Annotated in this window: 14 protein-coding genes; 9 read left to right on the top strand and 5 right to left on the bottom strand. The window is 60.0% G+C overall.

Translation table 11 applies throughout. The annotated features are described in order from the left end of the window. The first annotated feature begins 664 nt into the window (after positions 1-664). The 4 genes from AC6JA3_RS22200 (at position 665) to AC6JA3_RS22185 (ending at position 5,799) form a co-directional block, all read left to right on the top strand. Entirely contained in the window at positions 665-1,627 is a 963-nt protein-coding gene (locus AC6JA3_RS22200) for a LacI family DNA-binding transcriptional regulator (protein ID WP_497920728.1), read from the top strand. 131 nt (positions 1,628-1,758) lie between these two features. Then, the gene (locus AC6JA3_RS22195; protein WP_497920727.1) at positions 1,759-4,002 is read left to right on the top strand and encodes an MMPL family transporter; all 2,244 of its coding nucleotides are present in this window, start codon (positions 1,759-1,761) and stop codon (positions 4,000-4,002) included. A 1-nt stretch (position 4,003) separates the two neighbouring features. Next, positions 4,004-5,134 carry a sensor histidine kinase gene (locus AC6JA3_RS22190; protein ID WP_497920726.1) on the top strand — a complete coding sequence of 377 codons (1,131 nt, stop codon included), beginning with the start codon at positions 4,004-4,006 and terminating at the stop codon, positions 5,132-5,134. After that, positions 5,131-5,799 (top strand): response regulator, encoded by a 669-nt coding sequence (locus AC6JA3_RS22185; protein WP_497920725.1) that lies wholly within the window; start codon positions 5,131-5,133, stop codon positions 5,797-5,799. Before AC6JA3_RS22190 ends, AC6JA3_RS22185 begins: the two co-directional genes overlap by 4 nt. Positions 5,800-5,914: 115 nt before the next feature. Here the strand turns inward: AC6JA3_RS22185 and AC6JA3_RS22180 are convergent, their stop codons facing one another. Then, positions 5,915-8,554, bottom strand: coding sequence for a glycoside hydrolase family 3 N-terminal domain-containing protein (locus AC6JA3_RS22180; RefSeq protein ID WP_497920724.1), 2,640 nt, complete (start codon positions 8,552-8,554; stop codon positions 5,915-5,917). Between the two features lie 44 nt (positions 8,555-8,598). Continuing rightward, positions 8,599-9,774: a family 1 glycosylhydrolase gene (locus tag AC6JA3_RS22175; RefSeq protein ID WP_497920723.1), complete on the bottom strand. Its 1,176-nt coding sequence runs from the start codon at positions 9,772-9,774 to the stop codon at positions 8,599-8,601. Positions 9,775-10,294: 520 nt separating this feature from the next. Here AC6JA3_RS22175 and AC6JA3_RS22170 point away from each other — a divergent pair. The 5 genes from AC6JA3_RS22170 to AC6JA3_RS22150 all read left to right on the top strand — a co-directional run bounded on the left by AC6JA3_RS22170 (position 10,295) and on the right by AC6JA3_RS22150 (position 17,947). Next, positions 10,295-12,655, top strand: a complete 2,361-nt coding sequence (locus tag AC6JA3_RS22170) for a glycoside hydrolase family 2 TIM barrel-domain containing protein (RefSeq protein WP_497920722.1) — start codon at positions 10,295-10,297, stop codon at positions 12,653-12,655. Positions 12,656-12,686: 31 nt separating this feature from the next. Beyond that, the gene (locus tag AC6JA3_RS22165) at positions 12,687-14,948 is read left to right on the top strand and encodes a glycoside hydrolase family 3 C-terminal domain-containing protein (protein WP_497920721.1); all 2,262 of its coding nucleotides are present in this window, start codon (positions 12,687-12,689) and stop codon (positions 14,946-14,948) included. Between the two features lie 171 nt (positions 14,949-15,119). After that, positions 15,120-16,727 carry a GH35 family beta-galactosidase gene (locus tag AC6JA3_RS22160; protein ID WP_497920720.1) on the top strand — a complete coding sequence of 536 codons (1,608 nt, stop codon included), beginning with the start codon at positions 15,120-15,122 and terminating at the stop codon, positions 16,725-16,727. A 156-nt stretch (positions 16,728-16,883) separates the two neighbouring features. Then, the gene (locus tag AC6JA3_RS22155; RefSeq protein WP_497920719.1) at positions 16,884-17,672 is read left to right on the top strand and encodes an SDR family NAD(P)-dependent oxidoreductase; all 789 of its coding nucleotides are present in this window, start codon (positions 16,884-16,886) and stop codon (positions 17,670-17,672) included. Positions 17,673-17,674: 2 nt separating this feature from the next. Then, positions 17,675-17,947 carry a hypothetical protein gene (locus AC6JA3_RS22150; RefSeq protein WP_497920718.1) on the top strand — a complete coding sequence of 91 codons (273 nt, stop codon included), beginning with the start codon at positions 17,675-17,677 and terminating at the stop codon, positions 17,945-17,947. An 853-nt stretch (positions 17,948-18,800) separates the two neighbouring features. Here the strand turns inward: AC6JA3_RS22150 and AC6JA3_RS22145 are convergent. From AC6JA3_RS22145 to AC6JA3_RS22135, 3 genes are all read right to left on the bottom strand, one after another. Beyond that, entirely contained in the window at positions 18,801-21,335 is a 2,535-nt protein-coding gene (locus tag AC6JA3_RS22145) for a glycoside hydrolase family 78 protein (protein ID WP_497920717.1), read from the bottom strand. Between the two features lie 119 nt (positions 21,336-21,454). Next, positions 21,455-22,795 carry an MFS transporter gene (locus AC6JA3_RS22140; RefSeq protein WP_497920716.1) on the bottom strand — a complete coding sequence of 447 codons (1,341 nt, stop codon included), beginning with the start codon at positions 22,793-22,795 and terminating at the stop codon, positions 21,455-21,457. A gap of 319 nt (positions 22,796-23,114) precedes the next feature. Further along, a complete protein-coding gene (locus AC6JA3_RS22135) occupies positions 23,115-24,641 on the bottom strand; it encodes a glycoside hydrolase family 43 protein (protein ID WP_497920715.1) in 1,527 nt (508 codons plus the stop codon). Positions 24,642-25,144: the final 503 nt, after the last annotated feature.

Genomic DNA, 25,144 nt, shown 5'->3' with positions numbered 1-25,144 from the left:
GTTCTGTGCCTGTCGGCATTCCAGCCGGTGACTCTTAGCCACCCGCGGCCGAAGGGTCCCAGTACCTGCGACCGTGCGGCCGTTCATGAATCCGGCCAGTAGATTCATGAGAGGCGGACCACAGTCCTGTACGGTCTGACTGCCAAAAGAGGAGGAAACCGTCAGCGTCCGTCCGTTCGCTCTCAGTGGTGGTCTCAGCTCCGGGTCCTTCGTCTGGAGCCCGGTTTTCATCGGCTCTCAGCTTCTGACTCTTTCGTGGATTTCACCGCATGGTACGGACAGGTCGACCGCAATCTGAAAATCAATGATGCTGCACCGGGTAACTGAGATACCTGTGCGGCTCCTAATCGCTTCTGGGATGAGTTCCTGAACGGCGGTGCTGATAGCTGTGTCTTTCGTCTTCGCGTCCTTGACCTGTACGTCCAGGACCTGGGGATAGAGGTGAGGCATCGGGCCCTCCAGTTTGCCGCGGCAAAGCAGCCGACGGACTCGGTTATGTGCGTATTGGGGGGATGGCCGAGCAGGCCTTTATCCAGCTAAACACTCTCATTGGCACGCGTCAATAGTTGAATCTTGGGGGGACTGCGGTAGGCTGGGCATGTCGTTGAAGCGTGTCAATCAGGCCGCCAGAAGGTCCTGGCGCAGGGGAGAGAAGGAAGCTGTAATGACAGGCAGTGCTGACGTTGCTCTTCGTGCAGGGGTCTCCAGGTCTACGGTGAGTCAGATTCTCAACGGCCGTGCTCACCTTTTTTCCGAAGAAACGGTCGCAAAGGTTAGAGAAACAGCGGCGGCTATGGGTTACCGCCCGTCGTTGGCTGGACGAACACTGGTCCGTGGTAAAAGCGACATCGTCATCACGCTCATACCGGATATCACTTTCGGGCCGACCGTTCGCGAATTCGTGGATCTCCTGACAGAAGGGTTGGCGAAGGAAGGCCTGACGAACCTGCTTCGGCTTTCGTCATCAGAAGATACCCTTCAGGACGCGGTCCTTGGGCTGCGTCCTCACTCGATCGTAACTATGGCTCCGCTCCGCCCTGAAGACATTGAGCGGCTCGAAAAACAGGGTATTTACGTGATTGGACAATCCCAGGCTTTCCAGGCTGCGGCAGACGTAATTATCGGCCGCCTTCAGGCTGAGCATCTTCTAGGCCAGGACTACAAGCGCATTGCTGTTGTCCGCCCGCGATCGAAACGGGAGCAATACAGCGCTCCGGAACGCGAGAAGGGAGTGCTCGAATATGGCAGCCTCCACGCTATGGAAGTTCTACCTACCTTGGAGATTGGCCTTACCAGCAACGACGCCTTGAAAGCAGTGCGCAGCCTTCCGGCGGGACGGGTTGGTTTAGCGTGTTACAACGATGAGGTGGCCTTGGCGATTTTGGGAGCCGCTCTTCGAGAAAGGATCAGCATTCCCGCGGAGATGGGAATTATCGGGGTCGACAACTCTGTGATCGCCCGAGCTTCGACTCCGACAATTACGTCCATCAGCATGGACTTGGAGCTAAACGTACGCGAACTGGTCAGCCACATCGTCTCCGGCCAGGAGCTGCGGATCCCGCCTGAAGCAACCGATGAGTACGCGCGTGGTTTCACAGTCATCCAAAGAGACACCACCCGGCGGTAGGACTAATTCCTACTGCCAATGCAGTACCAACGCACCTGCGTTCGACGGATGTCCATAAGCTGCTGTCCTCAGATCATTGGTGAAGGGCTTTCAAGACACACCCTTTCCATCAATATTGTTAGGACTTTCGCATGGCTGCATTTCTTGCCCGGATTGGGAGGCTGGCGGGCCGTCATCGTATCGCTGCCATTACTGTTTGGCTGGGTCTTCTGGCTGTGGTTTCGGTCGTTGCATTGGGCGGGATGAAATTTAGCGACGGTGCCTTCGACGTGCCGGGCACCGAATCCAGCAAGGCCATGGGCCTGCTGGAGGAGCATTTTCCGTCCACACCCGCGGGGTCTGGCGGACTGCAGCTTGTGGTGCAGTCGCCTGCCGGGAGCGGGCTGACAGCCCCTGGGCCGGCGGATTCCCTGACTAGGGGAATCGAGCAGCTGCGTTCCCTTCCCAACGTCAGCCAAGTCCTGGACCCACGGGATCCGGCGCGTCCGTTCCTTTCTGCCGACGGCACGACAGCGGTCATCCAGGTATCCCTTGAAGGGTTAGAGGACTCTGAGCGTGAGACTGTGCAAAAAAACGTCACCGAAGTTGCGGAAGCGGTCCGCGGGCAAGGGCTGACAGCCGAGGTGGGCGGGTCCCTTGCCTCGGGTATTCCTGAGATCCTGGGACCGTCTGAAGCCGTCGGGGCAGGCATTGCTTTTCTTGTCCTGGTCTTAACCTTTGGCTCCCTTGTCGCGGCGGGCGCGAACATGCTGAGCGCATTGATCGGCGTCGCAACCGGGATTCTCGGAATCCTTGCGTATTCGTCTATCAGTCCGATTGGCAGTGTCACGCCGATCTTGGCTGTGATGCTTGGCCTCGCTGTCGGCATCGATTACAGCCTCTTCATTCTTGCCCGATTCCGTGCGGAGCTGCGCGAGGGCCGTACGGTCGACGCGGCCATTGGCAGAGCCACTGGCACGGCAGGTTCTTCAGTTGTGTTCGCGGGGGCGACGGTCATCATTGCCCTGGCCGGACTTACGGTTGTTGGCATTCCGTTCATCGGAGAAATGGGACTGGCCGCGGCCGTTGCAGTCGGTGTGGCGGTGCTGATGTCACTGACGTTGCTACCTGCTTTGATGTCATTCATGGGTCTTCGGGCTCTGTCCAAGCGGGACCGGCGGCAACTTTCCGCTGCCGAGCCGGCACGTGTCCCTACACGGGTGCCGGGATTCCTCTCCCGTTGGGCGCAGTTCGTTGTGACCCGGCCTCTTGTTTCAGTGGTTGGCGGCACCCTGCTGCTCATGCTGATCGCCTTGCCGTTGCTGTCGATGAAAACAACCCTTTCAGTACCTGGCGGCGAAGATCCGGAATCAACGCAACGGGCTGCCTACCAGACCGTCAGCGACAAATTTGGGCAGGGCTCACAGGATCCCCTTGTGGTCCTCGTTGAAACCCCTGGAGGCGGGCTGCAGGAAAGAATCCCCGAAGTTCAGGAGTTCCTGGCAGGGATCGACAATGTGGCGCTGGCGGTGCCCGCAGGCGTGGCCAGCAGCGGAGACGCGGCGATAGTGTCCGTGATTTCCAAATCCGGTCCCCTCGACGACCGGACCATGCAGTTGGTGCGGGACATCCGCGCCGAAGCACATAACCTTCCCGGAGCCAACCTGTACGTCACCGGAGCCACCGCACTGGGTTTGGATGCGGACGCGCAGCTCAGGCAGGCCCTAGGACTTTATGTTGCCCTGATTGTCGGCCTTTCCCTGATCCTGCTGGTCATCCTGTTCCGTTCCGTGCTTGTTCCCGTTGTTGCCACGGCTGGGTTCCTTCTGTCTTTGGGTGCGGGACTGGGAGCGACCACCGCAGTGTTCCAGTGGGGGTGGCTGGGGGACGTGATCCAGGCTCCGCAAGGAAATCCTCTGCTCAGCCTGCTGCCGATTATCTTGACCGGCATCCTGTTTGGTCTTGCCATGGATTATCAGGTGTTTCTTGTAACGCGGATCCAGGAGGCATACGGGCAGGGAATCCATCCCAAACAGGCAATTCTTCACGGTTTCAAAACCTCCGCCGGCGTGGTGGTCGCCGCCGCAGGCATAATGGCGGCGGTCTTTGGAGGGTTTGCCTTGAGTCATTCTTCCCTAGTCGGTTCGATAGCCCTTGCGTTGGCCGTGGGTGTCGTTGCCGATGCCTTCATCGTGCGGATGGTTATTGTTCCCGCCGCGCTTGCGCTCTTGGGCCGCTCCGCGTGGTGGATGCCCAAATCGTGGGCGGCACGCCTGCCCGCACTTGATGTCGAGGGCCACCACCTCAATACTGTGGCACATCAGGAAGCCAGGGGTACCGATAATGCTGAACAGGACGCAGCCGACGCCGAGCCATTCCCCATCGGACACCGCTGACATGACTCTCACCCAGCCGGGTTCTCGGTGGGAGGTTGCGCTCGATGCTGCTGCCGTCCTCGCCTTCCTGTCGGAACTCATGAGAGGAGCAACGGCCGGAACCTATGAAGGCGTCGTCCTGGTCGCAGCAATGCTCATCGCTGCCGCCTGGCGTCGGAAGTTCCCGACCTCCGCCGCTGGCGCGGCAATCATTGCCAGTGCCTTGGTGGCAGGCGTTCCCGGAGCAGCAATACCTGTCTGGGTCATAGCCCAGGTCTGTATTTTCTCGCTGACGCTGCGCCATTCCGGTGCGGCCTCGGTTGCTCTTCCGGTTTTACACGCCTGCACCCTTTATGTCGGCGGTCTGGTCTTCTTGGGGCTCGAACCATTTGACGTGGTGTCGTTAAGCTTGCCTGTATGGACGGCAGCTGCCGCTTCAGCCGGATACGCTCTGCGATCCCACAACGAAGCAATTTCTGCTCTCCGGGATAAGGTCGCTGCTTCGGCCGCGGCGAAGGACAGCGAAATCCACCGCAGACTCGGCGAAGAACGAATCAGAATCGCCAGGGATCTGCACGACGCCGTGGCACACAATATCGCCATTATCAACGTCCATTCAGGCGCCGCTGAAAAGGCTCTGGACCAGGACCGAGAGCGGGCGAAAGAATCACTCGAACAGGTGCGGGCAGCAAGCAGAAACGTGCTAAGGGAACTCCAGGACATACTCCTCATTCTCCGTTCCGCCGGTCATCGGGATGATGCCGGACCCATCCCTAGCGTTGAAGGCATCCCGGCCCTGCTGGAGAACTCACGGGAGCTGGGCCTTGCAATCGATGCCACCATCGAACCGCTGCCTGGTGTCTCTCCAGCGGGGGAGGCCGCGCTGTACCGTGCGGTCCAGGAAGCACTTACCAACGCCCACCGGCACGGAGACGGGCGGGCATCCCTTGTACTCGACGCGCAGGATGGATCCGTTATCCTCACCATTTCGAACACCTACAGGCCCGGTCGTGACCGTCAGGGCGGCTATGGCCTGATAGGCATGCGGGAACGAGCCGAGTCCGCAGGCGGCAACCTGTATACCCGGGATGAAAACGGTACCTTCCTACTGAGAGTAACTTTGCCAGCCATCAAGACGAAGGAGAGGGAATGACGGCGGTACTCATCGTTGATGATCAATCCATGATCAGGGCGGGCCTGCGCGGCATCCTGGAGAACTCGGGAATCACGATTGTGGGCGAAGCTTCGGATGGACGTGAAGCTGTCCGCATGACCCGGCAGCTGAAGCCCGATCTGGTCCTCATGGACCTGCGAATGCCTGTTCTCGATGGCATGGCAGCAACCCGTGCCATACGAAGCGATGAGACCCTCGTGGAAGTCAAAATTCTCGTCCTCACAACGTTCGACGGCGACAGGGACGTCATCGGAGCCCTTGAAGCCGGCGCATCAGGATTCCTGAGTAAGGGCGCAAGCCCTGACGAACTGGTCGCGGCTGTCCTGAACGCCGCCGCGGGGCAAACGACCCTGTCGACAACTGCGGCGTCCGCAGCCATCCGCCACATCTCCGCCACAGCTCAACGGCCACCGGCCGCGCCCGATCCGCAGCTGCTTCGGCTCGTCGGCCAACTAACGCCCAGGGAACGGGACATGGTGGCTGCCGCTGCCACCGGCATGGACAACCCTGCCATTGCCCGCGAACTCCACATTTCCCCGTTAACGGTCAAAACGCATCTCAACCGGGCTATGACAAAGTTGGGGGCAAGGGATCGTGGACAGCTTGTCGCGCTGGCGTTTAAATCCGGAATAGCCCAGGTATAGCCTCTCGGGGTGCGGGCAGGCAGGAGATCTGCCACCGCTGTCCTGTCTCAGGGATCGCAGTGGAAGCAAGTGGGAGCCGGTCCTTTAGGACCGGCTCCCACTTGTTATAGGCCTGCTAGATGGCGACCCGCGTCCCAGCGTTCTGAACTTTCGCCACCAAATCATCGACTACTGATTCTGGTAGCTGCCCTTGGCTGTAATAGGCCATCTGGGCGAGGGTCATTCCCATTGCAGGGGCGAGCATTTCTTCGCTTGCCCCGCCCATCATTGCCCGCAGCAGCTCGCCGCCCACAGGGTGGTCGAGCCAGTCGCGAATCGTGCTTTCGGCCGTCACGGGGGCAACGTCAAGGGTGTCCACATTCTTCGCTGCCGTGATCTGGGCGGCAAAGTCCTCGTACGACCCGGTCTCCACCAACACGGTGCTGAAAAGCTGGCGGTTCGGTCCCGGAAGGTGGTCCCCGCCAGTCAGCGTTACCTTGGTCTGCAGGGGCGTGTTGGCTGACGAGCCTCCTATGTAGAAGCGGATGAGGCCCGGCTCCACAACCCAGCCCCGTTCAGCATCCCACAGCGCGAACATGCTTGCCGGGACGCTCACGGCAATTTTTGCGGCCGCTCCCCGGTCCAGGGAGATCCTCCGGAAAGCGACCAGGACCCGCCCGCGCCGGGCGGTGCTGCCGATCACATCCCGCCCATACACCTGGACGACTTCCTCGCCGGCGCGCTCTCCGGTGTTGGTGACGGTAAACGTCAGACGGATTGTTGAATCGGTTGCTGCTTCGTGCGCCTCCGCCACCAGATCCGGGTAGGCGAACTGGGTGTAGCTGAGCCCATGTCCGAAGGGGAACACTGCGGTTGTCTCCCCATTGAAGTAAGAGCTTGGCTGCAGTGTTCGCCAGTAGGGGAGCGGCGCTGAGGCAGCGGACTGCAGCATGGACATCGGCAGCCGTCCGGCGGGGTTCACGTCACCGAAGATCACCGAGGCCAGCGCGTTGCCAGCTTCTTCACCGCCAAAGAAGGAGGAAATAATTGCCGGCACGGCTTCCGTCATCCACTTCAGTGCGTAGGGGCGTCCGTGGCTGAGTACTACGACGGTCGGGGTACCCGTTGCCGCAATCGCCTCCACCAGTTCACGCTGCACTCCGGGCAGAGTGCAATCCGTGCTGTCGATTCCCTCACCGACGGTGCCATAGGAACCAATACCTGCCTGGTCCCCGACCACGACTACGGCCACATCTGCTGCCTGTGCTGCGGCGGCTGCAGCGTCGAACCCGGTTCTGTCTTCTGCGGCGACGGGGCATCCCCGTTCGTAGAGAACCGTGATGTCGTTGCCGGCGCGACGCTTAATGCCTTCAAGGAAGGTAACCACGGGAACCGATTCGACCAGCAGTTTTGCCTCGTCCGCGCCGGCCGTCGCTGCCTCTGCGTTCTCGAGGCGCGCCTGGGGGTCAGCGGCCAGGGCGAAGCGCTTCGTCATGCTGTCGAGCACCTGATAGCTGTAGTTTCCGAGCTGGCCCATCGGGCGGTCAGCGTTGGGACCGATCACCGCTATTGTGCGTACCTTCCCGTCGAGAGGCAGCAGGGGATCAGCTCCGTCAACGGGCTTATTCTGTAGCAGGACGACGGCTTTTTCGGCCAGGGTACGGGCTAATGTCCGTTCGTTCGGTGAATCCAGGGTTTCGGGAACCTCATCCAGGTTCGTGTAGGGCTGCTCGAATAGACCGAGCCCGAATTTCGCTCGAAGGACGTTGGAAACTGCCCGGTCCAAATCGGCCTCAGCCAGCACCCCGTTCCTGACAGCTTCAACGATCCGCTCGGAGTTGACGGCGTTGTCCAGGTCCAGGTCAACGCCGGCCCGCAGAGCCTGGGCAAAGGCCTCGCTGCTGTCCGCGGCGGTGCCGTGCTTGGTGTAGAGCTGGGACACTGCATTGAGGTCGGAGGTCACAAGGCCTTCGAATCCGTAGTCACGGCGCAGCAGGTCCTGCAGGTACTTTTTGGAACCAGTTACCGGAACACCGTCGAGTGTATTGTAGGCGGGCATGACGCCCTTGGCCCCGCCGGCGCCGATCGCCATTTCGAAGGGCACCCCATGGACTTCCCTGAGCTCGTTTTGGCCGATTTGCGCCGGGTCGGTATTCCGCCCGCCGTCGCTGGCACCGTAACCGATAAAGTGTTTCAGTGTCGCGATGACGGGCGCATGGTGGTCGGTATCCTGCAGCCCGCGGACAAAAGAGGTTGCCATGGATCCTACGAGGTAGGGCTCTTCGCCGTAGGTCTCCTCCACACGTCCCCACCGCGGGTCGCGTGCCACGTCAGCCAACGGGGAAAGAGCCTGCCGCACTCCGATCCGCGTCATTTGCGCGCCAATGGCCCGGGCCATTTCTTCGACCAGTTCGGGCTCCCAGGTGGCGGCTTGGGCGATGGCGTCGGGGTAGGTAGTTGCGTCCCGCACTTTCAGTCCGATGAGCGCTTCCTCGGCCAGCAGGACCGGGATGCCCAGACGGGTATCCTCTATGTGCTTTCGCTGAAGTTCGTTGCCTTTTTCTGCGGCTTCTCGGGGTGGAAGGCCCAGCGTCGAAAGGGCCGCTGTCGCACTGCCCCATCCGGTCGGGGGCGGGTTGTGGACATCAACGGCTGATCCAAAGGGGGACGCAGTCTGGGCCGCCTTTTCCTCGAGCGTCATCCGGCCCAGCAGATCCTGCACCCGTTCCTCGATGGGCAGTGACGGATTTTGATAGGGGTGAACTTCGGAAGTCATAAGACGTTCGCTTTCATTGGTGAGGGTTCTGTTCGCTGTGGTGGTCACAGTGCGTTCGCCGTCGCGAGGGCGCCCAGGACATGAAGGCTCGGCTTGGGAATGCGTTCGAAAGTCTCCCGATTCACTGCAACGAGACCAAAAGTCGGCGCCCAGCGGCCCCACTCGAAGTTATCGAGCAGGCTCCAGTGGATGTATCCGAGTACGTTCGCACCCTCGTCCATGCAGTCCCGAAGGTGGTTCAGAGCGTCATTGATGTAGGCGATCCGGCGTTCATCGTCTGCTGTGGCAATGCCATTTTCGGTGATCACGATGGGTATATCCGGCAGGACCTCACGGGTGTGCCGTACCGCGATCCCAAGCGCATCCGGCCGATATGCCCAACCCACAATGGTGTTGTCGGGGTGCGGCGGGTGGGGAACGATTCCGTCGGCGTCGATAGGCTGACTTGTGTATGACTGAACGCCGATGAAGTCATCACCCCTTGCCGCTTCCAAGTACATGTCCTCGAAGATGTACTGGATCTCCGTGTGCTTGTCCTCAGCCCCGGGCGTCACCGTGAAAGCCTGGTTCGCGACCGTCCAACCGACTTTGGCGGTGGTTCTGGTGCGAACGATCTTGGCCGCGGCCTGGTGTGCGCGGATTAGTACGCGGCCGATTTCCGGGTCCGGGAGGTAGTTCTCTTCCGGGTCATACACCTCGCCAGCGACGGCCAGACGGCGCTGCATGCCATGGTTGATGGCAACAACGTTTGGCTCATTGATGGTGCATACCCACTCGACGCCCTCAAGGATGGTGCAGGCCTGCTCAACATAGCGGGTGAAGAGGTCTACGGCGTCATCGGCCAACCATCGTTGCTCGTCGAACCACAGGGGATGTGTGAAATGGTGCAGGGTCACCACGGGTTGAAGTCCGAGACGCTGGCACGCCTCGATCATCCGCCGGTAGTGGGCCAGTTCGGCTTGGGAAAACTTGCCTGGGCTGGGTTCGATGCGGGACCATTCAAGGCTGAAGCGGTAAGTGTTGAACCCCGCCCCAGCCAGGAGTCGCATGTCCTCTTCATACCGGTGATAGCTGTCGAGTGCGTCACCGCTGAATTCCACACCGTGCTCGGCTGCGTCGAGTTCGAGCTTCCAGAAGTCGTTATTAATGTTGTTGCCTTCCACCTGGTGGGCAGCTGTCGCTGCCCCCCAGAGGAAACCGTCGGGGAAACTGCGTGACATGGTTGGCTCCTTGCCGGTAGGACTGTTCTGTATTCGCCCGAAGCGCGAGGTATGCAGGCATGCGTCTTGCTGCACTCCGAGACAGGGAAGGCATCCGCTACTGAGGGCGGATCCGGAGAATCAGCGGCGATCCGCCGACGGTCCCTGGGGTGCCCGTTCTTCGGACCAGGGAAAGAAGCTTGGTGGTCATAATGGCTCCATTGGCATCCGGTGACTGACGCGTTCTGGAAAACGCGGACCTTTGTGTCATTCATAGCGAGGGTACTGCCCCTATTCATAGCGAGGGTACTGCCCCTTTTGACGCGCGTCAATATACCAAACACGGCCATTGACACGCGTCAATTGGTGTGTTTCGCTGGTCTGGATCAATAGCAAGTCTGCGGAATTTCAGTGCCCCGCAACCGGAAGGACAAAGATGACCCTGGCGTCGCGTGTTACAGAGATGTTGAACCTGGACGTTTGGGAGTTTTGCGTCCGAGCCTCCGACAGCTGGTCCTTAGTTCGGCTTCCTCACGATGCCATGATTCACGAACAGCGCCGGGCTGATGCAGAAGGAGGCGCTGAAGTTGCCTACTATCCGGGCGGCCGGTACGCCTACAGGACAACCTGGCGCGCCGGCGTGGACCCGGCGACTAACCTTGCGTTGCGGTTTGAGGGCGTTCAGGGCGATTCCACTGTCTCGGTGAACGGCACACCTGTCGGGACGCTTAGAAGCGGTTATACGGAATTCGAACTGTCGATAACCGATCATGTTCTGTGGGGCCAGGATAATGAGATCCTTGTCGACGTCGACAACTCTGCCCAACCTGCCAGCAGATGGTACCCGGGGTCAGGCCTGTACCGTGCCGTGTCACTTGTCTTTCGGCCAGCGGTCCATTTCGCTGCGGACGGTCTGCAGTTGCGGACGAAAGCGACCTCAAATGAAGCGGCAATTGTGGAGGTCAAGTACGGGCTGGTGAACGCCGACGCGCGCGAGACCCAGGTGGCTATCGAGCTTTCGCGCGGAGGAAAAGTCGTTGCCGCCGGTGCCGCTGGCGGGAGCACCGGTGCTGTGGTCCTGCGCATCGACAACCCGCACGTTTGGTCGGCGGAAACGCCGCACCTCTACGAACTCGCCGCGCGCCTCGAACTGGATGGCTCGGTCGTTGATGAACGACGCGAAATGGTGGGTCTGCGGACAATTTCCGTTGACACCCATTACGGGCTGCGGATCAACGGCACAACTGTCCTGCTGCGTGGTGCGTGCATCCATCACGACAACGGGGTCCTGGGAGCCGCAACCCACAGAGCAGCAGAGTACCGCCGCGTCCGGCTGCTCAAGGCTGCAGGCTTCAATGCAATCCGCAGCGCACACAATCCCATGTCCAGGCACCTGCTGGATGCATGCGACGAACTGGGAATGTATGTGCTCGATGAGCTGGCCGACTATTGGGTAGTTCCGAAAACCAAGCACGATGCCTCATGGCGTTTTCGGGAAACCTGGCGGGAGGACGCGGACCGTATGGTCGAGAAGGACCGCAATCGCCCCTCCGTGATCATGTACGCCGCCGGCAATGAGATCCCTGAGACTGCCACGGCCGAAGGCGTGGCGCTTACCCGCGAGATTACGGAATACCTCCACTCCATTGATCATGACCGGCCGGTGACACTGGCTACCAACCTTTTCCTGAGCACCCTGGTGTCCATGGATAAGTCCCCCTATAAAGATTCACCTCCGGTTGAGGGCGAATCCTCCATGGCGGGGTCTACCGAGGCGAATGTGATGATCAACCAGATTGGCCGCATGATGGATCTGGTCTCACGGCTTCCCCGTGCGGACAGGGCTACCCGAGACGCTTTCGCGGCCGTGGATGTGGCTGGTTACAACTATGGCCTGGGCCGCTACAAAGGGGACGTGCGCCGGTACCCGGAGCGGGTCATCCTTGGTTCCGAAACCCTGCCCGGCGATGTTGCACGTGCCTGGCACCTCGTAGAGGAAAACCCCGCGGTCATCGGCGACTTTGTCTGGGCGGGTTGGGAGTATCTGGGGGAGGCCGGAGTAGCCGTGTGGGTGCCCGGAAAACGCGCCGGCTTAGCTAAACCCTTCCCATACCTAGTTGCAGGTCCTGGAATGTTCGACCTTATCGGGCAACCGGACATCACGCTGCGGCTCGCCCAGGCAGCATGGGGGCGCCTGGACGCTCCTGCCATCGGCGTACGGCCCGTAGACCGCAGTGGCGTTGCCATGGTGAGATCAGCATGGCGCACTACCGACGCCGTAGAAAGCTGGTCCTGGCGAGGATGCGAAGGACGCAAGGCAGAAGTTGAAGTGTACTCCGCAGATGACCACGTCGCCTTGTTCCTCAACGGCCGGCGCATAGCCCGCAGACGTGCAGGGCGAAAGCGGGGATATCTTGCCAAATTCACTGTTCCCTACGAACCGGGGAATCTAACCGCGATTGGGTACCGCAATAATTGCGAGGTGTCGCGCACAGAGCTTAGAAGCGCCAGTGGAGAACTTGGACTACGCGTCACGAGCAGCGCCGGCACGGTCATCGCGGACGGTGCGGATCTTCTCTTCGCCGACATTGCTATCACCGACGGCAGTGGAGTGGTGGAGATGCTCGCGGATGAACGGGTGGTTCTGGACGTTACCGGGCCCGGAGAACTCATTGGTTTCGGAACTGCAGAGCCCGCCTCCGAAGAGGCCTTCACGGGCAACACCCGCACGACATTCCGCGGACGGGCCTTGGCCGTCATCCGTCCCACCGGAAAGCCAGGACTCATCACAGTAAGTGCCCAATCACAAACCTTGGGTGCCGCCGATCTGGTTGTTGAAGCGATCGTGACCGGTTCCTTGGAAGAATCTGCCGACCTCGCCGCAGGCGCGCTCACCAGCTAACCCATAACCTCGACCTCTGAAAGCTCTGTCAATGACCGATCAAACACAAGCCCAGACCGGTGCCACTGTTGATACCAGTGCCATGACTGAAATAGCCGGCATGCCTGCCGACCGAAAGGCCTCCCTGCTGTCCGGGCAGAATTTCTGGGAAACCGAACCCATCGACGAACTGGGCCTTCCTGCAGTGACCCTGGCCGATGGAACCTACGGGTTGCGCCACCAGTCAGGACGCCACGACCACCTCGCAATGTTCGAAAGCGACCCAGCCACGTGTTTCCCTCCCGGCGTCGCGATCGGCTCCAGCTGGGACCCGGGCATAGCGGCGCGTTTGGGCTCCGCCATCGGGAAAGAGGCCCTCGCCCAAGGCGTACACATTGTCCTTGGTCCGGGAATCAACATAAAACGATCCCCGTTGTGCGGACGAAACTTCGAATACTATTCGGAGGATCCTCACCTCACCGGGGTACTGGGCTCCGCCTTCGTTAAGGCCCTCCAGTCCGAAGGCCCGGGAGTCTCGGTCAAGCACTTTGCAGCGAACAACCAAGAGACGAACCGGCAGACGATCAGCGCGGACGTTGATGAGCGAACGCTTCGGGAGATCTATCTACCGGCTTTCGAACGGGTTGTCACAGAGGCGCAACCAGCGACCGTCATGGCGGCCTATAACAAGGTCAACGGACAGTTTGCATCGGCAAACCCCTGGCTGCTTACCGAGGTGCTTCGTAATGAGTGGGGCTTTTCCGGAGTCGTTGTATCCGACTGGAACGCTGTAACGGACCGGGTGGCAAGCCTTCGGGCAGGATTGGACCTCGAAATGCCAGGCGGTAGCGCCGCGCATGACCACGATCTTCGTACAGCGGTGCGCTCGGGCGAGTTGGACGAACATGAGCTCGACGAGAGCGTCGCCAGGATTGCCGCACTGACCCAGTACGTTCCCGAATCAACGACAGATATCGACTACACCGCTCAACATCGCATTGCTCGAGAGCTTGCAGCCGACTGCGCGGTCTTGCTCAAAAATGAGGCTCAAACCCTGCCACTGAAAGCCGGCACCCGCCTCGCAGTCATCGGCGAATTCGCTGCCAAGCTACGTTACCAGGGCGGAGGCAGCGCGCATGTCAATGCCACCCACCTGGACCAGCCTCTCGGGGCTATACGTGCCCTCGCGGGAGAGCAGGAGGTGACGGTGATTTATGCACAGGGTTTCGCGATCGGCGGTGATGAAGACGCGACGCTGCGGCAGGAGGCCCTTGATACGGCCCGCCGCTGCGATATCGCGGTGATCTTTGCAGGCCTCGACGAAGCGTCTGAGTCTGAGGGAATGGACCGGGAAAACCTCGATCTGCCCGCGACCCAATCCGAGTTGATCGCTGCGGTAGCTGCCGTCGCACCCCGTACCGTGGTCGTCCTATCAAACGGCGGCGTAGTGTCTCTGGAGGGGTGGCATGACGATGTCCATGCCATCCTCGAAGGCTTCCTGCTGGGACAGGGAGGAGGGCACGCAATTGCGGACATCCTCTTTGGCCGCACAAACCCTTCCGGGCACCTGGCGGAAAGCATCCCGCTGCGGCTGCAGGACCACCCCAGTAGCCTGAACTTCCCGGGCGAACGCGGGCACGTCCGGTACGGCGAAGGTGTAATGGTCGGCTACCGCTATTTCACCACCTTCGACACAGCTATCCGATACCCGTTCGGTCACGGCCTTTCGTACACGTCTTTTTCCACGTCAGCCCCCCGGGTGACAGTGACATCAAGCGAAGACGTCACAGTCAACGTCGATGTACGCAATATCGGAGACCGGCCCGGCAAGCACGTGGTTCAGGTCTATGTCGCAACCCAAGCCAGCCCCGTTCGACGTCCGGCACGGGAACTGCGGGGGTTCGATAAGGTGCACCTTGAACCCGGCGAAACGAAGACTGTCACAGTCGACCTTCCACGACGGGCCTTCGCCTACTGGGACATCCAATATGGTCGCTGGGTTGTCGCCCCAGGTGAATACCGGATTCAAATTGGCACTGATGCCCACACCATCCTGCATGACGAGAGCCTCACGCTGACCGGCGACGTTATCGTCACCGAGCTCACCATGGACACCCCCATGGGCGAATGGTTTGAACACCCCCAAGTGGGCAACCGCGTCATGGAAGCACTCGGATTCAATTCGGCCGAAGTCTCTGCCGAACACCTGGCCATGCTGTCGTCGATGACCATGACCCAGTTCATCAACATTTCCGGGATGCCGGTACCGGAGAAAACCCTGGCGCACTTGATGCGCGACAGCCGCCCGGCCTGAAATCCCTAGAACCAGGAATGGAAAAGCCCAGTCGAAAGTTATCAGGGGCGATCCCGAACAGGCATCCAATCGCACTGGCCAAGACCGTTCTCACTTCAGGTAGGACCTAACGCCAAAAATCCGTATCAGGCTCGGCTTCGCCGATGGAGCCTATTAGTGGAAGAAACCAACGTGGATCAAATTCTAAACACCGTCGTAGACCAGTGGACAGGCCCCTACCTGGCAGTTGACGGCCAGCCGTTCCTGATCGTCGGCGCCGAAGTGCACAACTCCAGTTCAAGCACCCTTGAAGCGATCGCGAGTTCTTTCGCAACCGTTAAACTTCTTGGTGCCAACACCGTACTTGCCCCGGTGGCCTGGGATCTTTTCGAACCGGAAGAGGGCAAATTCGACTACACCCTCATCGACGCAATGATTGCCACAGCGCACGAATACGAGCTGCGGCTGATTCCTCTGTGGTTTGGTTCGTGGAAGAACGCCGCCTCTACCTATGCACCGCACTGGGTCAAGAAGGACGTGAGGCGCTTCCCCCGGGCTGAACTGGCTGACGGACGCCGCATCGAGCACGTTTCCCCATTCTCGTTCGAGGCGAAGGCCGCTGACTCCCGGGCCTTTGCCGCGCTTATGCAGCGGCTCTCTGACACCGACCATGACGGCACCGTCCTGATGGTCCAGGTCGAGAACGAAGTCGGACTCCTCGGAGCATCCCGGGACTACTCGCCAGCAGCGCAAGCGGCTTTTGAAGGGCGCGTACCCGCTGCAGTGGTCGAAGCCGTCTCGGCTGATTCCGGCATTCCGGTCCATCAAAACTGGCAAGAAAACGGATCCCGAACCGAAGGCACCTGGAAGGAGGTGTTCGGTGAAGGAGACCGCGTGGACGAGGCCTTCATGGCAACTGCATATGCTTCCTACGTTGATGCTGTCGCCTCCGCGGGAGCTCAAAACCACAGAGTTCCATTGTTCGTAAATGCCTGGCTGGATGCCGACAGCGTCCTGGACGGGCCAGTCGCACTCGCGGGCGGCAAGCGCCCCGGTGAGTACCCGAGTGGGGGACCGGTCGCCCCGGTTGCCCCGATCTGGGATTCGCTGGCGCCAGCTCTGGATTTTCTTGCCCCTGATATGTACGTAGATGACGCCGAGCCTGTCTTCAGTGCATTCTCCGCCAGGAAAGGCCGGCTGTTCATACCCGAATTGCGAGCCGATATAGTCGGCATCGCACAAATGTTCTCCGCAGTCGGCGGCCACCGTGCACTAGGGGTATCCCCGTTTGGTGTCGACGACATTGACCCGGACGCGGATAGCAGCGCGAGCCTCAAAGACGCCTATTACCTGCTCTCGGCGGCGGCTGCCATTATTCGTACGAACCCTCAAGCCCGGATGCAAGGCTTCGTGCTTAACGACGCGACTCCGTCAGCCTCTTTCCAGTTCGGCCAAACGGCGCTTCAGATTAACACCCAGTCCGACTGGAGCCCGGCACCCCCCACATACCCTGCCTACGGGTTGGTCATTGAGGACGGTGATGGGGCTTTCGTCATCGGTCGCGGTTTTTGGGTCACGCCCTTTGCGGGCGAAGGAGCCTCAGTTTCCTTCCTGTCGGCAGCCGAGTATCGGCTGGAGGCAGGTGAACTGATAGTCACCCGCCGTATCAACGGTGATGAGACTGCGTCGGGGACCCTGGTTCCTTTCCCGTTCGTGGGCACACCTCCGATGTCGGACAGAGCCATCCCCACCAGACTCTCTGAAGCGGGAATTGCTAGGTTCACCCTCTACACCTACTGACCTCCCGCCCTGCAAGGGGAACGTCGGACAGGCGCGCCCTGAAATCGCCGGCGACACGTCCGGCCCCCGGTCACAGGCCCTGAGACGTGTATCAGAGACCAATGTCCTGACAGGGCACCCAAAGCATTAATTCATTTCGACAGAAAGGCCATTGAAATGCAGGTTCGCGGCAAAACGTTCGTAGTGACAGGTGGCGGCAACGGCATCGGCCGCCAAGTAGTGCTGGGGCTCCTCCGAAAGGGAGCAACCGTTGCCGCCGTCGACCTGAACGCCGATGCGCTTGAAGGAACACAGGCCTTGGCAACCAGAACAGGCACACTAAGCACCCACGTGGTAAACGTGACTGACCGTCAGGCCGTCGCAGCGCTTCTCGAAGACGTCACCAGCCTCCACGGCCACGTCGACGGGCTCATCAATGTAGCGGGCATCATTCATCGCTTTGTGCCTGTGGCTGACTTGTCATTTGAAGACTTTGAGCGTGTGATGAACGTAAATCTCTGGGGCACCGTGAACATGTGCAAGACATTCCTGCCGGCCTTACGGCGTCGTCCCGCAGCGGCCATCCTTAACGTATCCAGCCTCTCAGCCTTGCTCCCATTCGCCGGCCAAACATTCTATGGAGCGACAAAGGCTGCTGTTAAGCAGTTCAGTGAGGGTCTTTACCAGGAATTGAGCGGCACGGCTGTTGCAGTTACGACTGTTTTCCCCGGAAACATCAGCACTGACATCAGCGGAAATTCAGGGGTCAAAGCGATCGACCCCAAAGGCAGAAAAGCACCTTCCACCACACCCGAAGCAACTGCGGCCAAGATCATCCAAGGCCTGGAGCGGGGCAGCTTCCGAGTGCTGGTCGGCACGGATGCCAAAATACTCGACGCAGCCTCCCGGATGTCATCCCGTATTGCGACCGCGTTCATCGGGCGCCAAATGAAGTCGGTTTTGTGAGGGTGTCGGACTCAAGCTGGCAGCCAGTTGACGACTGGACCGTCCTCGCAGGCCTGGTGGCGGAGGTTTGGGATAAAGACCGGCTTGTGGATCAGGGAACCGTAGATACAGTCACCGCGGATCGCGGAATTCTCTGGCTTAAGCACAACGGCATCCTGCATCGCAAGGCGATTGAGAAGGTTGACCGGCGCTACGTGAAGGTCATCCCGGTCCCGCAGATCATGGAAGCAGCGCTGCGGGACGACCATCCAGTGACCGCCGCTACTGGCAACTGATGGCGGTCACCGGCTAATAAGGGCATGAGAGGACCGTTCTCCCTGCGAAGGGGTCGGTCGTTTTGTGGCGCCGGTCCGGGGACTAAGACCATGAAACGCTCGCCTCGACACCGGGCCCCTCGGCAGTGATGGTGTCAGCGATGGTCGAAAAGTGAGCCATTTCGCTGAACTCCGCCGCCGTCACAATGGCTCACTTTTCGAACGTCACCGAGAGGTGGCAACCTGGGAGCTGCAGGCGGGCGCTTTCAGGCTGCCTTCTCACTCGGCGGCTAATAGCCTTCAGCTTCGGCTTTGTTGTGAGCGTCCTCCTCCCACTGCTCGGTCGAGACATCCCGAACCCTTCTTCATCCCGAACGCCGCCAAGGCAATAAAACACGGGCAATCTGCCTTAGCCGCTGCTGCCTGCGAGCAGGCGTTGGTACTCCATGAGAAATCGAAGTTGCCCACCGCAACAGGGTCATCGGCTAAGGCGTCTGTCCCTGCAACGGTCGCCAGGATCTTCAGGCAATGTGTTGGGCCGCTGGCTTCTTGCTTCCTGCTTCCTGCTTCCTGCTTCCTATGTTGGAATAGCAGTTCGAGGAGGACCGCGTTCTCAAAGGTGATTCTCATATTTCGGCTTACGAGACCCGGCACAAGTCCCTCCTTGGCTGGCAAAAGATTGGACCCGAGAGTTCGGCTGCAGGGATTGCGCGAAAAGAGTGGTCACTTACGTCACTGGCCTGCGCCAACGCCACCGCAGAGCACCGGATATCGGAGGCAGTCAGTGACAGCCAGGCTTGGCTTCATGATCTTCGTAACGCCGAAGCGGCCACCGTCGAACCAGTGATGGTTCGGCGGTGGCCGCTTTGATGACTCAGCCTGCCAGTGCCGCTTGAAGATCACCCCTGAGACCTGCTGGGGCTCCCGGCATACTTTCGAGAATGGTGTTCACGGACTCTGGCCTGCAGTCCAACTCTGTCGTTTCAACGGGGAAGTGGGGAAGGTGCTTGGTGATTGCCCGAAGCACGGCATCCCAGACCTCCGGATTCTCGGCCACTTTCATCAGCGGTGAATCTAGAGTGAACGACGGGCGCTGGCCGTACGGCTCAGCAGCCTGGTACTGCCATTTGTGGTTGCCCGAACTTACGTCTTCCACGGCATTTTCCGGATGCAGGGGAAGAATGACTGTTGCTGTCGCACCTGCCGGTATTTGCGCTTCCACCGTCACTACATCGGATTCGACCTGCCACATGACTTCGGCGCGGCCCCGCGTGGTTTCATGGGCTGTTCTGGCCCATGTCAGTCCTCCTCCGGGTTGCGGAGCAACACGGATGTGTTCCCACCCGGGCGACAGGCGTTCCAGGCCACCCACGACGCGGTGCAGCCAACTGGCCACGGCACCAAGCGCGTAATGGTTCAGGGAGGTCATTCCGGTCGAGTTCAGAGTACCGTCGGGACGGATCGCGTCCCAGCGTTCCCAGATGGTGGTCGCACCCATGGTGACCGGGTAGAGGAATGAGGGGCATTCCTTTTCCAGCAGCAGCCGGTAGGCGGCCGACAGGTGTCCTGTGCTGCTCAGGGCGTCTGTGACGAGGGGTGTTCCCGCAAAACCGGTAGATATGCGGTACTTGGCCTTCTTGACGATTTCTGCCAGGCGGTTGCCGGCCACCTGCTTTTGGTCTTCGTCGAGGAGGCCAAACATGATGACCAAGGCGTAGGCGGTTGCAGATTCATTGACAACACGGCCGGCCGGTGTGACGTATTCGCGGCGGAATGCGTTGAGGACGCGTTCGTGCAAAGCACGGAATTCGGCTTCGTCCTGCCGATAGCCAAGTACTGCCGCAGTTTCTGTGATTTCTCTGGTGGTTTTCACCAAGTAGGCCGAAGCTACCAGATACCGATCTGTCTTCCCTCCCGCCGCATTGGTGGCAGGTGCGTCGGGATCCAGCCAGTCGCCAAACTGGAAACCCGCAGTCCATAGCCCCTGCTCGTCCAGCAGCGAACCGATCTGGCGGATGAGGCTGGTCATCGATTCGTAGCTGCTGCGTAGGATTTCCGCGTCGCCGTACTCCTGGTATAGCTCCCACGGAAGACTCACGGCTACGTCGCTCCAGAGGGCTGTGGGTGCCGAAGGGCTGGTCATAACGTCAGGTACGGTCCATGGAACGTCACCGGTTGCCTTCTGCTCGACGGCCAGATCTGCGAGCCAAGACCCCAGCACCCCCCGCACGTCATACAGGTAGGTTGCGGTCGATGAAAAGGCGTTCAGATCACCGGTCCAGCCCATTCGTTCATCTCTTTGCGGGCAATCCGTCGGGACGCCAACAAAATTGTCGCGCATCGACCAGACCGTATTTTGGTGAAGTTTGGTAACGAGTTCGTCGGAAGTCTCGAACCAGCCGGTGCGTGGCATGTCGCTGTGAACAACGACGGCCTGAAGTGCGTCCGCCTCCAGCTCACCGGGCCATCCTTCGACCTCTGCATATCGAAAGCCGTGGAACGTGTACTGCGGCTCCCACACTTCCTCGCCTTCACCGCTAAGACTGTATCGATCGGTCGCCTCAGCAGTACGGTTCGTCTCCCGCTCCAGTTCTCCGGACGGGGTCAGGACCTCAGCATGGCGGATCGTGATCACTGTGCCGGCCTCGCCAGAGACTTTGATTCGCACCCATCCTGAGATGTTCTGACCAAAATCAACGACTGTTTTCCCGGCGTCGGTGACGCGGAGTTCCACAGGTGCGAGTTCTTCAATGCGCCTGATGGGTGGGAAATCAGCAACCACCAGGGAGGACAGGGGCCAGTCGACTAGCTCGACCGCTGCCCACTCGACATCCTCGAAGCCGGCGTGTGTCCAGCCCTCGGGTTCCATTCGGGCGTCGTAAGTCTCGCCCGCATAGATACCGTTTGCACGAACCCCTCCGGATCCCACCCGGAATTTGTCGTCAGTTGCTATGACTTCCGTCCGGTCAGGATATTCAAGTTCCAGTTGAGCAAAGAGCGCCGGCCGGTCCGAGTAGTTGTGGCGCAGATTGTCCCATGTCAGAGCCCCTACCGCCCAGCCCTCACCGACAACGGCGCCGAACGCGTTGGCGCCCGGGACAACAAGCGAAGTTACGTCGTAGGTGCTCACAGCCAGGCGGTGCCGATACGAGGTCCACCCTGGTGCGAGAACTTCGTCCCCCACCCTTGTTCCGTTGACGTACGGGACCACGATACCGAGTGCCGTTACACGTAAGGTAGCGCGATTGGGACGTTCTGCAAGCTCGAATTCCCTCCGGAAGTAAGCTGCGGGATCATCAGCGTCCGAGGCTTTCGCCGGGCCGACAAAGGTCCCGTGCCATTCGCGTATTTTTGCGTCGCCTTGTTCGTCGCGGTCGGTACCGGGAGGTTCCGTAACGATGCTAGTCATCAAGAGCCTTTCTCCTGCTTGGCTGTGTGTTTAGGTGGCCCAGTAAGAAACGTTTGTCCTCGGTGCCGGGAATGGTCATTGAAGGAGGCGCGGACCGACGTCCGCGCCTCGATGGGTTGTTATCTCGCCCCACGCACCCGGGCAGCGGTGATAGCAGCGCCGAGGCTGAAAAGGCCGCCAACGATGAACAGCGCGGTGTAGTTAGCACCCGTACCGCCGATGGCGAGGACCAGGGGTGCCATGACGGGGCCTACAGTGCTGGCGAGGCTTCCCGAGAGGAAGTAGATGCCCATCCATTTGCCGTTCTCGTTCCCCTTCGGAACAACGTCTGCGGCGAGTGCCAGGTCTACCGAGTTGAAGGCTCCGACACCTGCTGACAGCACTACACCGCCAACGATGTAGGTGAGGAAGTCCGGGGAGATGGCAATCGTGATGGAACCAGCGGCGATCATTGCCGAGGACAGGTAGATAAAGGGCTTGCGGCGCCGCAACCGATCAGACAAGTAGCCGCCGCCGAGGGTGAACAGGAGCGTCCCGAGAAGGCTGAGGCCGCCGACCGCTGCCATCTGCTGGCCTGCGGTCTCAGGAGTGAAGCCCATGCGGTCCAAGAGGAAGTAGAACTGGTAGGTCGAGAAGAAGGAGAATCCGATATTGAGTGCGAACTTTCCCACCCAAACCCATGCAAAGTCCTGGTGCTTTTTAGGGTTGAAGGCGAGCTGGCGGAAAACGTCCATCAGCGAACCGATGCGGGCCTCCTTGGGGGCAGGGGCGTCAGGCACGGTCACCAGCCACAGTGCCGCCGCGACGGCAAACACTGCCACGGGCGCCAGGAAAAGGAGCAACAGGTTGCTCGTCAGGAAGCTGCCCGCCAGAGTTGCCAGGACTCCGGCAACTGATGCTGCCACGCCGCTAAGGGAACCCAGCCGGCCGCGCTGGTAATCCGGCACGCGTTCGGCGAGGGTAGGATTCAGGGCTGCGCTGATTGCGCCGCCGCCGAGTTGGGCGATGATCCATCCGACGATAATGACCCAGACGTTTGGTGCTAGCGCGATGATGACGGCACTTACGAGTGAGAGCGCAAAACCCCCAAGGATGTAGGGACGGCGACGTCCCCACCGTGTTCGGGTGGCGTCGCTCAGGACACCAAAAATTGGACCTGTCACGAGGCTAATGAAGCCGCCGATGCCAATAATGAGACCAAGAGTCGACTCTTTGGTCCCGGGGTCTACCAGCTGCACTTTGTACGCGAGGCTGAACAATGTAGGCATGAACAGGACAAGGAAAAACCCGAAATAGGTCAGCGCGAAAACGGTAGTAAACCACGCCCCGACCTTGGGGATAGCAGGCGCTTCTCCGACCGAATCACGGGTTTCCGGGCGCTCTGCCAAGGCCTCGGCGGTGACGCTCTGGGGTAACGCGCCCGGAACGACGTGGCTGGTGGATTCTGATTGATCTTTCATGACGGCTCCGTTGACATCCAAATTCGGGGGCGGCAACTGCCGCCACCGGACTATAGGAACATTGTGATTGACTCGTGTCAATAGGTTCGTAGCGGGCCCATTGGTTCGGGGCGCCCTACGTGGCACGTTGTAACAGCGGCACCCATCCGGGGTGCGCGCCTCAGGGCAAGAGCAGGCGCGAAAAAGGCCTCTCTTCCGGCGGTGCTCTTCTCTTCGACTTCCCCTTGTGGCTCGCATGTTGTGAGGCAAGGAGTTGCCTGGTTTTTAGCACACCGAGCAGTCGCAACTGGATCCACAACGCCGGCGTAGCTCTTTGGGGTTAAGGCCTATTGGCTCCGGATACTTGAAGTTCACGCTCGCACCCGCGGGCATCGGCGTTCTCCAAAGTCTGATAGGAAATTCCGCTGACGACAATCGCTCCAGCCGTTGGCTCAATACCGAAAGTTCGTCCAGTGAAACCACCTGCTACTTCCGTTGACAGGTAACGTCCGTCCAGCGTGGCAAGGACTTGCTCGTCTCCGCCCGCCGTCAGGATGGAAAGCTCAACGAGGTCCGGTTCATGGGCTGGATAAAGCAGGTTTTCTTTCGGTTCACGAACCGTAATCCGAAGAGTGACGTTGCGGCTGTCCTCTACGGCCAAGTGGCCCAGAGAGGCGAAGGAAGGGCCGATAGCTGCAACGGCTTCGGCGCTCGTTTCATTAACCACGAGTCCGTACCAATGGGCACTATCGATTCTGAGAAGGAACCGGCAGGAACCGGCACTGACGTCGATGGTCGCTTCTGCAATCCACTCCCTATCGCGCGCCCTGGCCAGAAGCATGCCTTGAGGTTCACCTTCTTTAGGCGCATCGATCCTAATTCCGGCCGGCGTCTGACTTGAGATGAACTCCTGCAGATGCACGTTCGGCGAAATCCACCGCTGATCCAATTTCCGGGAGTCGAAATTGTCAACGAAGGAGTGCGTAAGAGGCGTTGGCGTGAATCTCTCCTCATCAATAACGGGCCACCCCTCGATCCACTCCACCCCCGCGAGGAACGTTTCGCGGCCGTTGACATGGAACATAGGGCTACGGCCCCGCGGCCGGACGCCCAGATAGACCATCGCCCAGGTGTCACCCTCCAATTCCACCAAATCCGCGTGCCCCGTATTTTGCACAGGGTCACTCGTGCTGCGGTGCGTCAGGATGGGATTGCTTGGAGAGGGCTCAAAAGCACCGTCCAGGGTTCGAGATCGCGCGATAGTCGCGACGTGTCCCCGCTCAGTTCCGCCTTCGGCCAGCAGTAGATACCACCATCCATTGATACGGTAAAGGTGCGGACCCTCAGGATGGGCCAGACCAGTACCCTGCCACAAAAGTCTGGCTTCGGACAGCATGACTCCGGTTTCGGGGTCAACAGGTACGCTCGCTATGCCTTGGAGGCCTGGAACAGATGACACCCACGTCAGGTGACAGAGGCCGTCCTCGTCCCAACACAAATCCGGGTCGATGCCTACAGCTCCCTCGACATAGACGGGATCAGACCAGGGGCCCTCAGGGTCGTCGGCCGACACAAGCAGTTGTCCCCGTCCGTACTCGAGAACGTTCGTGGTTACCAGCCAGAACTTGCCGTGATAGCGAAGGGTCGTGGCATAGACACCAGTGCTGGGCGGAGCCATACGAACATTATGCTGACTCTGCCTGCTGAGTGCGTTAGTTATCGGCGTCCAGGTTGTCAGGTCAGAGCTGCCGTGGATCGGAGCTCCTGGCGCAAACTCGAAGCTGGAGTTGGCGATGTAGTACATGCTGTCGCGCCGGCATATTGAAGGATCCGGGTAGAAACCGGCAATTATTGGCGTGCTGCTCATGAGAACTCCTGGAAGTGATGGGAATTACATAAAAGCAGCTCTATTGTCGCGTGTCAATAACTATTGAAACGAATCAAGTTTGCGGAACCCCTTTGTGGCTGGCCCTGCCCGAAGGATCCCCTTCTGCCACTTCTGAGGGGATGTCTACACTTTCTTCTGCAGGGCAAGTAGAACTGTGGGCGGTCCGCCTACAGTTCGCGTTGTGTCCTTCCCCATGGGGCCTGCGCAGACTTCCAACCGGGCTCATCAGGGCCGTCGCGGGCGTCCCACTGGTGAAGATTCCGTCTTCATTGAGAAACCCCACACGCGCGCCCCTCCGCGTGAGCTTCGCACTCCCACGAATGCTCACTAGCAGCTCGTGCCGGTGGTGGAGCAGAAACTCATGGCGGTAATGAAGACCAACCCAAGGGGATGCACAAACCTCGTCGATGTCGACACTTTGTCGGGGTGCTGGGTAGTTCCTCTGCGCGGAAACCGAATGCGGCAGCCCCGCGGGCAATGCC

Source organism: Arthrobacter sp. TmtSoilC79 (assembly GCF_059739405.1).
Note: the sequence above shows the minus strand (reverse complement) of the source record. Positions and strands in the feature narration are given on the sequence as shown.

Bases quoted from the DNA above. Each gene is read 5' to 3' on its own strand.
- AC6JA3_RS22155 (WP_497920719.1), top strand. From the start codon at position 16,884: ATGCAGGTTCGCGGCAAAACGTTCGTAGTGACAGGTGGCGGCAACGGC.
- AC6JA3_RS22190 (WP_497920726.1), top strand. From the start codon at position 4,004: ATGACTCTCACCCAGCCGGGTTCTCGGTGGGAGGTTGCGCTCGATGCT.
- AC6JA3_RS22185 (WP_497920725.1), top strand. From the start codon at position 5,131: ATGACGGCGGTACTCATCGTTGATGATCAATCCATGATCAGGGCGGGC.
- AC6JA3_RS22170 (WP_497920722.1), top strand. From the start codon at position 10,295: ATGATTCACGAACAGCGCCGGGCTGATGCAGAAGGAGGCGCTGAAGTT.
- AC6JA3_RS22180 (WP_497920724.1), bottom strand. From the start codon at position 8,554: ATGACTTCCGAAGTTCACCCCTATCAAAATCCGTCACTGCCCATCGAG.
- AC6JA3_RS22145 (WP_497920717.1), bottom strand. From the start codon at position 21,335: ATGACTAGCATCGTTACGGAACCTCCCGGTACCGACCGCGACGAACAA.
- AC6JA3_RS22195 (WP_497920727.1), top strand. From the start codon at position 1,759: ATGGCTGCATTTCTTGCCCGGATTGGGAGGCTGGCGGGCCGTCATCGT.
- AC6JA3_RS22175 (WP_497920723.1), bottom strand. From the start codon at position 9,774: ATGTCACGCAGTTTCCCCGACGGTTTCCTCTGGGGGGCAGCGACAGCT.
- AC6JA3_RS22200 (WP_497920728.1), top strand. From the start codon at position 665: ATGACAGGCAGTGCTGACGTTGCTCTTCGTGCAGGGGTCTCCAGGTCT.
- AC6JA3_RS22140 (WP_497920716.1), bottom strand. From the start codon at position 22,795: ATGAAAGATCAATCAGAATCCACCAGCCACGTCGTTCCGGGCGCGTTA.
- AC6JA3_RS22135 (WP_497920715.1), bottom strand. From the start codon at position 24,641: ATGAGCAGCACGCCAATAATTGCCGGTTTCTACCCGGATCCTTCAATA.
- AC6JA3_RS22165 (WP_497920721.1), top strand. From the start codon at position 12,687: ATGACCGATCAAACACAAGCCCAGACCGGTGCCACTGTTGATACCAGT.